This is a genomic window from Streptomyces sp. NRRL S-646, from assembly GCF_000720765.1.
GTDB lineage: Bacteria > Actinomycetota > Actinomycetes > Streptomycetales > Streptomycetaceae > Streptomyces.
Map to the genome: position 1 here is coordinate 420,461 of NZ_JODC01000008.1, position 13,520 is coordinate 433,980.

The window sequence follows — 13,520 nt, forward strand, 5'->3', positions numbered from 1 at the left end:
CGACGCAGTGGGTGTCGGTGCGTCACCGATCCTCGACGCCGCCGGCCACCGGGAGCGGGACCTCGGCCGCGGACGGGTCCGCGGATTCGTCCGGGCGGCTCAACGAAGGCGTGGCCGCGGGGTCGGCGAGCAGTGCCGGGACCAGCGAATGCAGGGCTGCGACGGCCCTGCCGACCGCCTCGCGAACCGGTGCGCTGAGGCCCGGCACGATGTCCTCGTCGCCGCGTGGCCGCGCCTCGGGCTCGCAGGCGAGAACGAGGACCCGCGGCAGCGGCTCGTCGCCCAGGTGGGCGGCCAGGGCCAGCACCCTGGCCGGATCCATGCCATGAGCCTCGGGCGGGGCGGCATCCGCGGTGCCGTCGGGCAGTTCCGGCTCGATCAGCGACAGGGTGCCCGGCCGGTGCCCCCGCGCGGCCGCGTCGACCAGGACGGCCGTGTCGTAGCCGTCCAGCAGTTCGTACGCGAGATCCATGCCGCGGATGCCGAAGTCCCGCACCCGGACCTCGGGAGGCAGCGGCCGCCGGTCCAGGGCTTGGATCACCTCGGGTCCGAAGGCGTCGTCCGCTAGGAAGATGTTGCCGACGCCCGCCACCAGCAGGCGGGTGCCGGACCGCGTCACCGGTCACCCCCGGCGACCTGGTCGCCGGCCGGGGCCAGGGGTCGTGCCTCGCCGTTCGGCAGCTTGCGGACGAAGGCGGAACGCAGGGCGTGGTACGGGGCCTGAGGGTCGAAGAAGACGGCACGCATACGGGCGAGTTCGTCCCGCCGGTACTCCGCGAGCGGCTGCCGTGCCTCGTCCGCCTGGCGTGCCGCGGCCTTCGCGGCGATCCGCTGCGCGAGGTCCGGTTCGCGGGCGAGTTCGGCTGCCAGCCGCTCGATCTCGGCGGTGAACCCCTGCGCCGGGGCCTCCACCAGACGGTCCACCAGGCCGATCCGTGCGGCGCGTGCGGCGCTCACCGGCAATGCCTCGGTCGTCAGTTGCAGGGCCGTGTCGGTTCCGACACGGCGCGGCAGCGTGTACGTCCAGAACTCCGACCCGTAAAGGCCCATCCGCCGGTAGTGCGGGTTGAGGACGGCTCCGGTGCGGCACCACACCTCGTCGGCGGCCAGGGCGAGCATGACGCCGCCGGCCGCGGCGTTGCCGCCGAGCGCGGCCACCACCATCCGGTCCGTGGTGCGCAGGACCGCCTCGACCAGGTCGTCCATGGCGTTGAGGTTGGACCAGGACTCGCCTGCGGGGTCGGCGGCCGCCTCGATGACGTTGAGGTGGATGCCGTTGGAGAAGAAGCCGCGGGCTCCGCCGAGCACCAGCAGCGAGGTGGGGCGGGTGAGCGCGTACCGGTAGGCGGCCAGCAGCCGGCGGCAGTGCCCGGTGCTCATCGCCCCGCCGGGGAAGGAGAAGTTCAGGAATCCGATGTCGCCGTGCTGCCGGTAGCGGATGTCGCTCCAAGTGGTCCTGCCGGGGGCCAGTTCGAGCGGTGCCGCGGTCTCCGGCAGCGACGGGGCCGGGAGGGAGGCGAGCACGGAGGCCGCCGGACGGCGGAACGGCGCGGGGTCGCCGGAGGCCTTGCGGGGCCGCAGCTCCGGAATCCACACCGCCCCGTCCCGGGTGGCCCGGCAGACCGCACCGGCACGCGTCGCGAGCAGTTGGCCGGGGTGTCCGTGCAGCCGGTCCTCGAAGTGCCCGCCGTGCAGGAACACCTCCTGGCCGCAGAGTTCGTCCAGGACTCCCGGCTGGGAGTCGGCCCCGCGGAGCTTGCGCAGGACCGTCTGAGTCGTGTCGTTCTCCCAGTCGATCCTTCGCTGCTCTCGGCGGAAGAAGTCGCGCCACACCACCCGGACCGCGGGATCGCTCTGCGGCTGCGGCTTGAACGATCCGTCGGCGTACCTCCGTACCGCCAGCCGGACGGCGGCCGAGGCGGCGTCGGAGGCCTCGCCCCGGTACAGGTCGCTCTTGCCGACCGGCGGCACCGGGAAGGACTCGGCCGCCCACACGGCACCCGCGTCCATGGCCGCCTCGGCCTGCAGCACCGTCACCCCCCAGTGCGAGGCGCCCTCGGCGATCGCCCAGTCCAGGGAGGACGGGCCGCGGTCGCCGGGCGGCCCGGGGTGCACGATGAGGCAGATGTGCTCCTGCCAGATGTCCTCCGGCAGCGCCGTCTTCAGCATCGGAGCGATGATCAGTTCCGGGCGGGTTTCGCGAACGGCGGTCCGGATCGCTTCGGCGCCGTGCGTGGCGAGCACGACGTCCACCTGGTGCCCTTCGTCGGACAGTTCCGCGTACACACGCTGGCACAGGCTGTTGAACGCGCTGGCGACGAGCAAGATGTCCATGACGCGGATGATCGTCGGTATGCGGGAGGGCGAGAAGGACCACGGCGGCGTTTCGCGGTCCGGCGTCAGGTCTCTTGCTCCATCCGGATCGCATTCCTCAGGTCCTCGAACGCCTCGCTGCGGTCGCCCCGGTGCACTTCGAGCAGCGCAGCGGCGATCGCGTCGAGCTTGCGCTGGACCGCGTGCTCGGCACGCGTCTCGGCGTTCTTCCGCAGCGCCAGGCGTCATGAACGAGGCTCACCCCGCCACCCGCGCGGACGGCGCTCGTGGCCGCCCCGACGGCGGGGTTGCACTCGGGTGGTGCAACCCGCGGGCCAACCCTCTCGGCCCGTGCCGGCCCCGGACCGCCGACCGGCCCTAACCACCCCACCGATCCACCGCCGCCAGCACCGGGGCCACCCCGTCCTCCCCGCGGATGCGTGCCCCGAGCGTCTCGGCGCGCCGCGCGAACGCCGGGTCTCTGGTGGCCCGCATCAGCGCCGTGGCCAGCCCGCTGGGGGTGAGGCGGCGCAGCGGCAGGGTGCGTGGGGCGACGCCCAGTGAGACCAGGCGGGCGGACCAGAAGCCCTCGTCGAACTGGATCGGTACCGGCACGGCCGGTACCCCGGCGCGCAGCCCCGCCGCCGTGGTGCCCGCGCCCGCGTGGTGGACCACGGCGGCCATGCGGGGGAAGAGCGCGGAGTGCGGGATGTCGTCGACGGTCAGCATGTCGTCGCCGGAGGCCCCGAGGCCGGCCCAGCCGCGCTGGATCACTCCTCGGAGGCCGGCCCGGCGCAGGGCGCGCACGATGCAGGCGCTGAGCCGCTCGGGATCGGGCACCGTCGCGCTGCCCAGGCCCACATAGACGGGGGCCGGTCCCGCGTCGAGGAAGTCCCGTACGAGCGAGGGGAGTTGGGGCTCTGCGTCGTACGGCCACCAGTATCCGGTCACCGACAGGCCCGGCCGCCAGTCGTACGGGCGCGGCACCACCAGTGGGCTGAATCCGTGCAGCACCGGCCGCCCCTGCCGCTCCCGTGCCCGCCATGCCGCGGCGGCACTCGCACGGGGCAGCCCAAGTCGCTCCCGCACCGCAGGCAGCGCCCCCGCGAAGACCTGCTCCACGGCCAGGCTCACCGCGTGCCCGGCGATCCGGTTGCCCACCGCTCCCAGCGAGCGGACGCCCAGCATCGGCGGCCCGAACTCCCTTGTAGGAGCGAGGGGTTGGAGGGGCACGTCGAGGTAGGGCAGGGACAGGCCCTCCGCGATGGTCTGCCCCAGCGGCCCCACCGAACCGGACAGCAGCAGCATGTCGCTCGGCCGGGCGGCTGCCACCAGATCGTCCGTCATCCGCCCGACCAGCGCCCGCGCCATCGCGACCACCCGCACCAGCTTGCCCACGCCGGTCGCACTGCGATGCAGCCCGCGCCCCCGCGAGGACTCCAGTTCCGCCCGCGGGTCCACGGGCAGCGGATGGAAACGGATCTTCGATCCGGCCACGAGCGGCTCGAAACGGGCATGTGTCACCAGAGTGACCTCGTGCCCGGCACGGGAGAGCCCGTGTCCGAGTCCGGTGTACGGGGCGACGTCGCCCCGGGATCCCGCCGTCATGATCGCTGCACGCACGACGGCCAGTATGGCGTCGCCGTACGCCTTTCAGCGAGAACGCCCCGTAGGGAAAGGCCACTTCGCGCCTGTCACTTCCGTTGACTTGACGCTCAGTGTGGCTCTACTTTCGGCGCGCAACGCGTTCGGATCACCGATCTTCGTTCGATATGTCGAATAAATGGAGCCGCATGTACCCCCCTCCGCGCTCGACCCGCAGAGGTCTCGCAGGCCGCTGCAGAGCAGCCGCCGTACGCCTCCTCGCCCTGGCCGTCACCGCGGCCGCCGCGCTCCTGTTCGCGGCACCCGGCCCCGCCCAGGCGGCGACGACCCGTCAGATAGCCGTGCCCACCGCCCCCATGGGCTGGGCCTCCTGGAACAGCTTCGCCGCCAAGATCGACTACAACGTCGTCAAGCAGCAGGTCGACGCGTTCGTCGCGGCGGGGCTGCCGGCGGCCGGCTACAAGTACATCAACATCGACGAGGGCTGGTGGCAGGGCACCCGCGACAGCGCCGGCAACATCACCGTCGACACCAGTGAGTGGCCCGGCGGGATGAGCGCCATCGCCGACTACATCCACAGCAAGGGCCTCAAGGCCGGCATCTACACCGACGCCGGCAAGAACGGCTGCGGCTACTACTACCCGACCGGCCGCCCCGCCGCCCCGAACACCGGCAGCGAGGGCCACTACGACCAGGACATGCTCCAGTTCTCCAAGTGGGGCTTCGACTTCGTCAAGGTCGACTGGTGCGGCGGAGACGTCGAGGGACTCGACGCGGCGACGGCGTACCAGTCGATCAGCGACGCGGTCGCCAAGGCGACGGCCACCACCGGCCGCCCGCTCACCCTGTCGATCTGCAACTGGGGCAAGCAGAACCCGTGGAACTGGGCGCCGGGCCAGGCCCCCATGTGGCGCACCAGCACGGACATCATCTACTACGGCAACTCGCCGTCGATGACGAACCTGCTCTCCAACTTCGACCAGACCCTGCACCCCACGGCCCAGCACACCGGCTACTACAACGACCCGGACATGCTGATGGTCGGCATGGACGGCTTCACCGCCGCCCAGAACCGCACCCACATGAACCTGTGGGCCATCTCCGGCGCACCGCTCCTGGCCGGCAACAACCTGGCCACGATGACGTCGGAGACCGCCGGCATCCTCAAGAACCCCGAGGTCATCGGCGTCGACCAGGACCCGCGTGGCCTCCAGGGCGTGAAGGTCGCCGAGGACACGACGGGGCTGCAGGTGTACGGCAAGGTCCTCGCCGGCACCGGCAACCGTGCCGTCGTCCTCCTCAACCGCACCTCCTCCGCCCAGAACATCACCGTCCGCTGGTCCGACCTCGGTCTGACAAACGCGTCCGCGACCGTGCGTGACCTGTGGGCGCGCGCCAATGTCGGCTCCTACGGCACCAGTTACACCACCAGTGTTCCGGCGGGCGGCTCGGTCATGCTCTCGGTCACCGGCGGCACGGAGGCGGCCGGCAGCACATATACCGGTACCGCCGGCTTCTCGGGCGTGGTCGCCGGGAACACCGGCATCAAGGTCGTCGACGTCTCGTACACCAACAACACGTCCAGTGCCCGCACCGGCACCCTCAAGGTCAACGGCCAGGGCGCCACCACGGTCTCCTTCCCGCCGACGGGCTCCAGCCCGGGCACGATCTCGGTCCAGGTCGGTCTGTCCAAGGGCTCTGCCAATTCGCTCACTTTCTCGGGCGCCCCGGCCCTCGACTCGATCACCGTCAGACCTCTGCCGGGTGCAGGCGGCTCCCAGGTCGTCGGCAAGCAGTCCGGACGCTGCCTGGACATCTACAACAACACGATCACCAACGGCACCCAGGCCGAACTGTGGGACTGCAACGGCGGCCAGAACCAGGCCTGGACGTACACCTCCCGCAAGGAACTCGTGGTGTACGGCAACAAGTGCCTCGACGCCTACAACCAGGGGACGACCAACGGAACCAAGGTCGTCATCTGGGACTGCAACGGCCAGAACAACCAGAAGTGGAACGTCAACAGCGACGGCACCATCACCAACGTCAACGCCGGCCTCTGCCTCGACGCCTACAACAACGGCACGGCGAACGGCGCTTCCACGGTGCTGTGGTCCTGCGGAACGGGCGACAACCAGAAGTGGACGCTGTCGTAGGTCCGGCCTAGGGCCTGTCTTCAAAAACACGGCACAAGGACCCCTCCTAAGCCCGAAGTCGAGACCCGCCAAGCGGCGTCCTCTGGGCGCCGGGTCCCGCCGCAAGTACAGCCACAAGCCGGGACCCGACGGTGGATCCGCGCAATGGTGCAACCTCGACGACCCAACGTGACCTGGGCTTCACGCCCTGTCCCGCGGTTGCACCGATGCGCTGCTGAGAGACGATGGGAGCTGGGTGGCCAGCCGCATGTACCGCTACATCTGAGGCAGGAGGCGCACCATGCCCGCTTCTCGATCCGTCGCAACCCCAGTCCTGGAACCCTCTGCCCGGGAGCTGACGGAGGCCACGTCGCCGCATCCGCGCATCTACGAGGTCCCGCCGGAGAACGGCCGCGAGATCCTCGATGGTCTCCAGGAAGGGAAAGGGGTGGCCAAGCCGGCGGTGGACGAGGACTGGGTGACCATCGACGCCGGGCAGTACGGCAACGTCCGCACGCGTATCATCCGCCCCCGGGGAACCATGAAAACCCTCCCGGTGGTCCTGTACATCCACGGCGCCGGATGGGTGTTCGGCGACGAGAAGACGCACGACCGGCTGATCCGCGAACTGGCGGTCGGAGCGAACGCCGCGGTGGTCTTCCCCGTCTATGAAAGGGCCCCCGAGGCGAAGTACCCGACTCAGATCGAGCAGAACTACGCGGTCGGGAAGTGGATCCTCCAAAACGGCGGGGAACAAAACCTCGATGCCTCACGGATAGCGGTCTGCGGCGATTCGGTGGGCGGCAACATGTCGACGGTCTTCGCGCTAATGGCCAAGGAACGCGGAGATGTGCAACTGGCTGCCCAGGTGCTGCTGTACCCCGTCACCGACGCGAACTTCGACACTCCGTCCTACCAGCAGTTCGCCGACGGCTACTACCTCACTCGCGACGGGATGAAGTGGTTCTGGGACGCCTACACCTCGGACCCCAAGCAGCGCACCGAAATCTATGCCTCACCGCTGCAGGCCGACATCGAGCAGCTCCGTGGCCTTCCCACCACACTGGTCATCACCGACGAGGCCGACGTCCTGCGTGACGAAGGCGAGGCCTACGCGGCCAAGCTCCGCGAGGCAGGAGTGGACGTCACCGCGGTCCGAGTGCTGGGAATGGTCCACGACTTCCTGATGCTCGACAGCCTCCGCGACTCCAAGGCGACCACGGTCGCGCGCACACTCGCCATCGAGGCGCTGCAACGAGCACTGCACCCCTGAAGCGTGTCGCATTACGCCGTGAGGCGGATGAGGGCCTCCTGGGGCCGACCCTGGAGGTCGCGATCCCCGCCGAAACCTGAAGGCCCTCACCCATCACAGAACTCGGCCGTGTCTTCGAAAGATCTTGAGTGGTGGATCATGGTTGGGTGATACGTCGCCATGAACTGTCCGATGCGGAGTGGGAGTTCGTCCGGTCGCTGCTGCCGGTGTCACCGCGTGGCCGGAAGCGGTTGGACGATCGAAGGGTCCTCAACGGGATCGTTTGGAAGTTCCGCACTGGGACAGCCTGGCGGGATGTGCCCGAGCGGTACGGTCCGTGGGCCACGCTGCACACCCGTTTCCGACGGTGGGCGGCAGGCGGCACCTTCGAGCGGATGCTCCGGGCCGCCCAGGCGGAGGCCGACGCCGGGGCCCGAAAAGGGGGCTTCGCAGCCCCGGACTCGGACGCTCCCGAGGTGGCCTGACCAGCAAGATTCATCTCGCCTGCGACGCCTTCGGCCGCCCGCTCGCGTTAACCGTCACAGGCGGCAACACCAACGACTGCACCCAGTTCATCGCCGTGATGGAAGCGATACGGGTGCCCCGCATCGGCCCGGGACGCCCCCTCGTGCGGCCCGCCCACGTCCTGGGCGACAAGGGCTACAGCTCCAAAGCCATTCGCACCTGGCTGCGGCGGCGCGGCATCGGCCACACCATCCCCGAGCGGGCCGACCAGGTCCGCAACCGGCTCCGGCGCGGCAGCCGAGGCGGGCGCCGCCGGCCTTCGACAAGCAGCTCTACAAGCGTCGCAACGTGGTGGAACGGTGCTTCAACCGCCTGAAGCAGTGGCGCGGCATCGCGACCCGCTACGACAAGACCGCCGAGTCCTACGAGGCAGCCGTCACCCTCGCATCGCTCCTGATGTGGGCGTGACATTTGAAGACAACTCCTAGGCGAGCGGCAGCAACAGGACGCCGACTGCCACGACCGCGGCGCACGCCAGCAGCCAGCCGGCCAGCAGGCGGCGCCGCAGGTCGCGGTAGGCGTCCTCGTACTCCTCCCGCACCTGGTGGGCCCGCGCCGCCGTGTGCCGCCACGAGGCGCGGGCGAGCGCGAGGTACTCCGCCTCGAAACGGCGCTCCACCTCCTCCCGCTGAGACTGCGTCAGCCAGTCGAAGGGGGCACAGAAACGCGCGGCGGCCGTACGGCCCTCCTCGCGGGCGGCGGCGATCAGCAGGTGCCCCTCGATCTCGTTGAGGAGCACCCGCGCCTCCTCACTGCTCATGGCGCGGTCAACTCCCTCTGCGGTGCCGGATCCTGAAGGTGGTGCAGGTCGAATGCCGGAGATTCGCTGCGGATCCGGGGGAGCGCGGTGAAGTTGTGCCGCGGGGGCGGGCAGGATGTCACCCATTCCAGGGAGCGGCCGTAGCCCCACGGGTCGTCGACCTCCACCTTCTCGCCGTACTGCGCGGTCTTCCAGACGTTGTAGAAGAACGGCAGGAACGACATTCCGAGGAGGAACGAGAAGATCGTCGACACCGTGTTGAGCGTCGTCAGACCCTCCACCGCCAGATAGTCGGGAATCCGCCGCTGCATTCCGTTCACACCCAGCCAGTGCTGGACCAGGAAGGTGCCGTGGAAGCCGACGAACAGCGTCCAGAAGGTGATCTTCCCCAGACGCTCGTCGAGCATCTTGCCGGTGAACTTGGGCCACCAGAAATGGAATCCGGAGAACATCGCGAACACGACGGTGCCGAAGATGACGTAATGGAAATGGGCGACGACGAAGTAGGTGTCGGAGGTCGGGAAGTCCAGCGGCGGCGAGGCGAGCATCACGCCGGTGAGGCCACCGAAGACGAACGTGACCAGGAAGCCCGTCGCCCAGAGCATCGGGGTCTCGAAAGACAGGGACCCCTTCCACATCGTTCCGATCCAGTTGAAGAACTTCACGCCGGTCGGTACGGCGATGAGGAACGTCATGAAGGAGAAGAACGGGAGCAGTCCAGGGCGAACAGGGCCGCGGCCAACACCGGGAAGGCCAGGAGCACGAGAACACCGGTCAGCAGCACGTTCCACGTGAAGATCGGCATGCGGAACATGGTCATGCCCGGCGCGCGCATGCAGATGATGGTGGTGATGAAGTTGACCGCGCCGAGGATCGTGCCGAAACCGGAGAAGGCCAGACCCATGATCCACAGGTCGGCGCCGATGCCCGGTGAGCGGACCGCGTCCGACAGCGGGGAGTAGGCGAACCAGCCGAAGTCGGCCGCACCCTGCGGGGTGAGGAAACCGCCGACGGCGATGGTCGAGCCGAAGAGATAGAGCCAGTACGCAAGCATGTTCAGCCGCGGGAAGGCCACATCCGGGGCGCCGATCTGCAGCGGCATGATCCAGTTGGCGAAGCCGGCGAACAACGGCGTCGCGAACATCAGCAGCATGATCGTGCCGTGCATCGTGAACGCCTGGTTGAACTGCTCGTTCGACATGATCTGCAGGCCCGGACGGGCCAGCTCTGTCCGATCCGGGCACGCCGGTCACACTCGAGTGACGCGACGAGAATCACGGAAACGGGTGTGACGATCCGGATGGTGCCGGACACGAACGGGACATGAGCAACGACGAGATCTTCGCCGCTGCCTATCGCGAGCACTACTGGGCGGTCAGCCGCTATGTCGCGCGGCGACTGGACGGGCGGACCAGCGAGGTGGAGGAAGTGGTGGCGGAGGTGTTCACGGTCGCCTGGCGACGCCGGGCCGACCTGCCCGGGTCCCCGCTGCCCTGGCTGTACGGCGTGGCACGCAACTGCCTGGCGAACGCGGTACGCGGCTACGGGCGGCGCCGCCGGCTGGTCGACCGGCTGGGCAACGACGAGACCGCGCACGGCCGGCAGATCGTGGCGAGCCCCGACGCGGACACCCCGGGCGCCTGGGTGCACGACGCCCTGGCCCGCCTGTCCGAGGCCGACCAGGAGGTGCTGCGCCTGACGGCATGGGAGGAACTGGGCGTCGACGAGGTCGCCGTCGCCCTCGGCTGCGGCACCAGGGCCGCATCGATGAGGCTGCACCGTGCCCGGCGCCGGCTGAGAGCCGAAATAGACCGCATGGGGCCTTTGCGCCCCACCGCGACCTCCGCCGACGCGACCCCCTCGAAGGAACACGGCCATGGCTGACGAACTCGAACTCCTGCGCCGCGCCAACCCGGTGCCCGTCGACGGCCCCCACTACGGCGACGGCCCCCTCGACCACGACGGCGAACGCCGGCTCAACCGGCTGCTGCACGAACGCCCCACGGGCCGCCGCCGAACCAGGCTCGTCTGGAGCCTCGCGGCCACCGCCGTCGTCGCCGCGACCGCGCTGACGCTGCTGCTCGGCGGCCCGAGCACCACCCCCGCGGTCGCGGCGCCCCGCCCGCTGGTCGTCCAGGCCGACTCCACCCCCGTACCTCTTCAGGAACTGGCCGACCGCGCACAGCGGCAGGCCACGGCGGAGGACGCGCTGCAGCTGCGCAAGGGCACGCATGTGCAGTCCTGGAGCATGGGCATGAGCGACGACAAGCCCCCCGTGACGCTCCCGGAGGAGCGCGTCGTGCGCTGGAAGGCCGACGCCAGTCATACCGAGATCGTCGTGGCGACCGACCCGCGACACCCCGGCCGACCGGTCCTCCGCGACGACGGCGGCGATCCGCACCTGGTCGAGGACGGTCACGTCATCAGCAGGCAGACCTATCCGCCCAGCTGGAGCGACGCGCCGCCCGAGTCGCCCCCGCCGAACGACCCTGCGCGGCTGCGGGCCTACCTGCGGGAGGCCACGTACACCCGCACCCGGCTGACGACCCCCGAACTCCTCGACGCAGTCGCGGTGTTGCTCGACCACTGGACCCTCGGTGCCCGGGAGTCCGCGACGCTGGCCCGGCTCCTCGCTGGGACCGAGGGGCTGCGGCCGGTCGGCCAGGTCACGGACCGGCTCGGGCGGCGCGGCCAGGCGTACGAGTACGAGGGCGCCGGCTACCGCCGCATGCTGATCATGCAGCCGTCCACCGGCGCCGTCCTCGGCCTGGAGACCGTCTTCACCAAGCCCGAGCACGAGTACGGCGTCAAGGCCGGCGACGTCGAGTCGTACAGCGCCTGGATGCGCTGATCACACCCCGAGCTGCCGGGCGGCGGCGTCGACGGTCTGCTCCAGCAGCGTGGCGATCGTCATGGGACCGACACCGCCCGGCACCGGAGTGATCAGCCCGGCCCGCTCCACGGCGGAGTCGAAGTCGACGTCGCCGACGTTCCCCGGGTTGTAGCCGGCGTCGATCACGACCGCGCCGGGCTTGAGGTCCTCGCCCCGGATCAACCGCGGCCGCCCCACGGCGGCGACCACGATGTCCGCCTCCCGTACGACCGAGGACAGGTCCCGGGTACGGGAGTGGCAGTACGTCACCGTTGCGTCGCGGGCGAGCAGCAGCATGCCGGCCGGCTTGCCGAGGATGGCGCTGCGGCCCACGACCACGGCCCGCTTCCCGGACGGGTCGACGTCGTACTCGTCGAGCAGCCGCATGATCCCGCCCGGCGTGCACGACACGAAGCCCGGCAGGCCGAAGCTCATCGTCGCGAAGGACGCGAAGGTGACGCCGTCGACGTCCTTCTCGGGCGCGATCGCCTCGAAGGCGGCCCGCTCGTCGATGTGCTCGCCCATCGGGTGCTGCAGCAGAATGCCGTGCACGCCGGGGTCGCTCGACAGCGAGCGCAGGGTGCCGACGAGTTCCCCGGTGGTCGTGGCGGCGGGAAGTTCCACCTGGCGCGACTCGATACCGGCCTTGCGGCACCGGTTCCGCTTCATCCGGACGTAGGTGACGGAGGCGGGGTCCTCGCCGACCAGAACCGTGGCCAGACAGGGCGCCGTTCCGGTCCGGTCGGTGAGGTCGGCCGCCCGCTTGGCGGTGTCCTCGACGATGCGTCGGGCGAGCGAGGTGCCGTCGATGAGCCGTGCCTGAGACATGATCCACTCCTGGGCTGGTGTGACCGGATCGCCCAGGCGCACGGCATCGACTCCGCGTGGCCGCTCCCCGGTGGTGCTCCACCTCAGCGCCAGTCACGGCCCGCCCTCAGAGTAACCGAGCCGCCACGGCGGTCAGGAGCCGCTCTCACCGGTGCAGGACACGCCGTCTTCGCGCAGCACGGAGCGGGCGTGACCGTCTCGATCTCAGCACCGACCGCAGCAGAGCCACCAGCGCCAGCCGTTGTGCCGTGCCCGCCCGAGGCTGGGCCGGACGCACCCGTCCCAGTGCCGCACGGGCCGAGAAGGTCCAGGTCAACCGGGTGGTGACCTGGACCCTCGCGGTTCTGCCTCCTACTCGTCCCATGCCTGGATCAGGACCTCTTCGGTGATCTTGCCGTCGCGCAGCGTGATCATCGACTCGGCCAGGACCCGGGTCCCGTCCGAGTACTGGCAGGACTGGCTGTAGGCGGCATGGTCGCCCTGAACGATGCACTGGTCCACTTTGTGCGTCATGTCACGGCTGTAGATGTCCTCGAACATTGCGCCGATCTCCTGGCGACCGCGCAGAACCTTGGGCTGGCTGGGCTGGGTGTTGCGGTCCACGATGCGTATCTGCGCGTCGTCCGCATAGAGCGACAGAAGATCCGCCGCAGTGTGTCCTTCGACCCCTTTGCGCAGGGTGTCGGCGTTGAAGCCGGGAGTTGCCGTGGTGCTCATGATGACCTCCTTCGAGGGCCGCGACCCGAGGAGCTGCGGGCCGCGAAGGACCTCTCCTCCGAGGCTCCTCCGCCGCGGCAGGCTCGGCAAGCGCAGCCGCAGCACTGCCCCTGATGGGTGAGTGGCGTGGCGCGGCCGTGACCGCCGCAGGCCCGGTGCCGTTGTGGGAAGCATGATCTCAACCCGACGTATCGTCGCCGCCGTTGGTCTCGCCGCAGGAATCACCGCCCTTGCCGCGCCGCTTGCCTGTGCGTCCGACGCGACCATCCAGAACAAGGACGCGAGCGAGCTCAACCCGATCTCCACGCTCGACTCGCTCGCCCAGAGCGGAATCCCCGCGGAGCACAGGGCCGAGGTGCCGCGCCCCTCCGAGCAGCTGCAGCACCTGAACCGCCTGAACAACCTCGAGCAGCTGGACCGGGTCGCCCGCATGGGAGCCGCCAGCGGGCTGCCCAGGGCCCTGTAGACACGCCGACGCCGCATCGAAACCTCCCCCCACAGCGAAAGGGCCGC

12 protein-coding genes, 2 pseudogenes and 1 riboswitch are annotated in these 13,520 nt (G+C 70.0%); of the genes and pseudogenes, 7 read left to right on the forward strand and 7 right to left on the reverse strand.

Going from position 1 to position 13,520, the window contains the following annotated elements; translation table 11 throughout:
* Window positions 1-22: 22 nt before the first annotated feature.
* The 3 genes from IH68_RS0121965 to IH68_RS0121980 form a co-directional block, all read right to left on the reverse strand.
* Window positions 23-619 carry a hydrogenase maturation protease gene (locus IH68_RS0121965; RefSeq protein WP_030937820.1) on the reverse strand — a complete coding sequence of 199 codons (597 nt, stop codon included), beginning with the start codon at window positions 617-619 and terminating at the stop codon, window positions 23-25.
* Window positions 616-2,334 (reverse strand): hydrogenase maturation protein, encoded by a 1,719-nt coding sequence (locus IH68_RS0121970; protein ID WP_030937822.1) that lies wholly within the window; start codon window positions 2,332-2,334, stop codon window positions 616-618. The genes IH68_RS0121965 and IH68_RS0121970 overlap by 4 nt, the downstream gene beginning before the upstream one ends.
* Before the next feature lie 357 nt (window positions 2,335-2,691).
* A complete protein-coding gene (locus tag IH68_RS0121980) occupies window positions 2,692-3,921 on the reverse strand; it encodes a glycosyltransferase (protein ID WP_030937824.1) in 1,230 nt (409 codons plus the stop codon).
* A gap of 185 nt (window positions 3,922-4,106) precedes the next feature.
* On the opposite strand from IH68_RS0121980, the gene IH68_RS0121985 reads away from it, so the two are divergent.
* The 4 genes and pseudogenes from IH68_RS0121985 (at window position 4,107) to IH68_RS55405 (ending at window position 8,238) form a co-directional block, all read left to right on the forward strand.
* Window positions 4,107-6,074, forward strand: coding sequence for a ricin-type beta-trefoil lectin domain protein (locus tag IH68_RS0121985; protein WP_030937826.1), 1,968 nt, complete (start codon window positions 4,107-4,109; stop codon window positions 6,072-6,074).
* Between the two features lie 280 nt (window positions 6,075-6,354).
* Window positions 6,355-7,326 (forward strand): alpha/beta hydrolase, encoded by a 972-nt coding sequence (locus IH68_RS0121990; protein WP_030937828.1) that lies wholly within the window; start codon window positions 6,355-6,357, stop codon window positions 7,324-7,326.
* Between the two features lie 206 nt (window positions 7,327-7,532).
* Complete coding sequence (locus IH68_RS59425; protein WP_324607681.1) at window positions 7,533-7,790, forward strand: transposase; 258 nt, start codon at window positions 7,533-7,535, stop codon at window positions 7,788-7,790.
* Window positions 7,673-8,238, forward strand: a pseudogene (locus IH68_RS55405) (IS5 family transposase). Before IH68_RS59425 ends, IH68_RS55405 begins: the two are co-directional and overlap by 118 nt.
* A gap of 16 nt (window positions 8,239-8,254) precedes the next feature.
* Here the strand turns inward: IH68_RS55405 and IH68_RS0122005 are convergent.
* Together IH68_RS0122005 and IH68_RS50005 are read right to left on the reverse strand one after the other, a co-directional pair.
* Window positions 8,255-8,590 carry a hypothetical protein gene (locus IH68_RS0122005; protein WP_030937831.1) on the reverse strand — a complete coding sequence of 112 codons (336 nt, stop codon included), beginning with the start codon at window positions 8,588-8,590 and terminating at the stop codon, window positions 8,255-8,257.
* Window positions 8,587-9,824: pseudogene (locus tag IH68_RS50005) on the reverse strand (cytochrome c oxidase subunit I); the annotation flags it as partial. The pseudogene IH68_RS50005 and the gene IH68_RS0122005, both read right to left, overlap by 4 nt.
* 89 nt (window positions 9,825-9,913) lie before the next feature.
* On the opposite strand from IH68_RS50005, the gene IH68_RS0122015 reads away from it, so the two are divergent.
* Together IH68_RS0122015 and IH68_RS0122020 are read left to right on the forward strand one after the other, a co-directional pair.
* Window positions 9,914-10,474: an RNA polymerase sigma factor gene (locus tag IH68_RS0122015; protein WP_030937833.1), complete on the forward strand. Its 561-nt coding sequence runs from the start codon at window positions 9,914-9,916 to the stop codon at window positions 10,472-10,474.
* Window positions 10,467-11,441, forward strand: a complete 975-nt coding sequence (locus IH68_RS0122020; RefSeq protein WP_030937835.1) for a CU044_5270 family protein — start codon at window positions 10,467-10,469, stop codon at window positions 11,439-11,441. Before IH68_RS0122015 ends, IH68_RS0122020 begins: the two co-directional genes overlap by 8 nt.
* Here IH68_RS0122020 and IH68_RS0122025 read toward each other — a convergent pair whose 3' ends face one another.
* Both IH68_RS0122025 and IH68_RS0122030 read right to left on the reverse strand, forming a co-directional pair.
* A complete protein-coding gene (locus IH68_RS0122025; protein WP_030937837.1) occupies window positions 11,442-12,290 on the reverse strand; it encodes a bifunctional 5,10-methylenetetrahydrofolate dehydrogenase/5,10-methenyltetrahydrofolate cyclohydrolase in 849 nt (282 codons plus the stop codon).
* Between the two features lie 23 nt (window positions 12,291-12,313).
* A riboswitch (ZMP/ZTP riboswitch) is annotated at window positions 12,314-12,397 on the reverse strand.
* A 244-nt stretch (window positions 12,398-12,641) separates the two neighbouring features.
* The gene (locus IH68_RS0122030; protein ID WP_030937840.1) at window positions 12,642-13,007 is read right to left on the reverse strand and encodes a nuclear transport factor 2 family protein; all 366 of its coding nucleotides are present in this window, start codon (window positions 13,005-13,007) and stop codon (window positions 12,642-12,644) included.
* 172 nt (window positions 13,008-13,179) lie between these two features.
* On the opposite strand from IH68_RS0122030, the gene IH68_RS0122035 reads away from it, so the two are divergent.
* Window positions 13,180-13,473, forward strand: coding sequence for a hypothetical protein (locus IH68_RS0122035; protein ID WP_030937842.1), 294 nt, complete (start codon window positions 13,180-13,182; stop codon window positions 13,471-13,473).
* Window positions 13,474-13,520 lie beyond the last annotated feature (47 nt).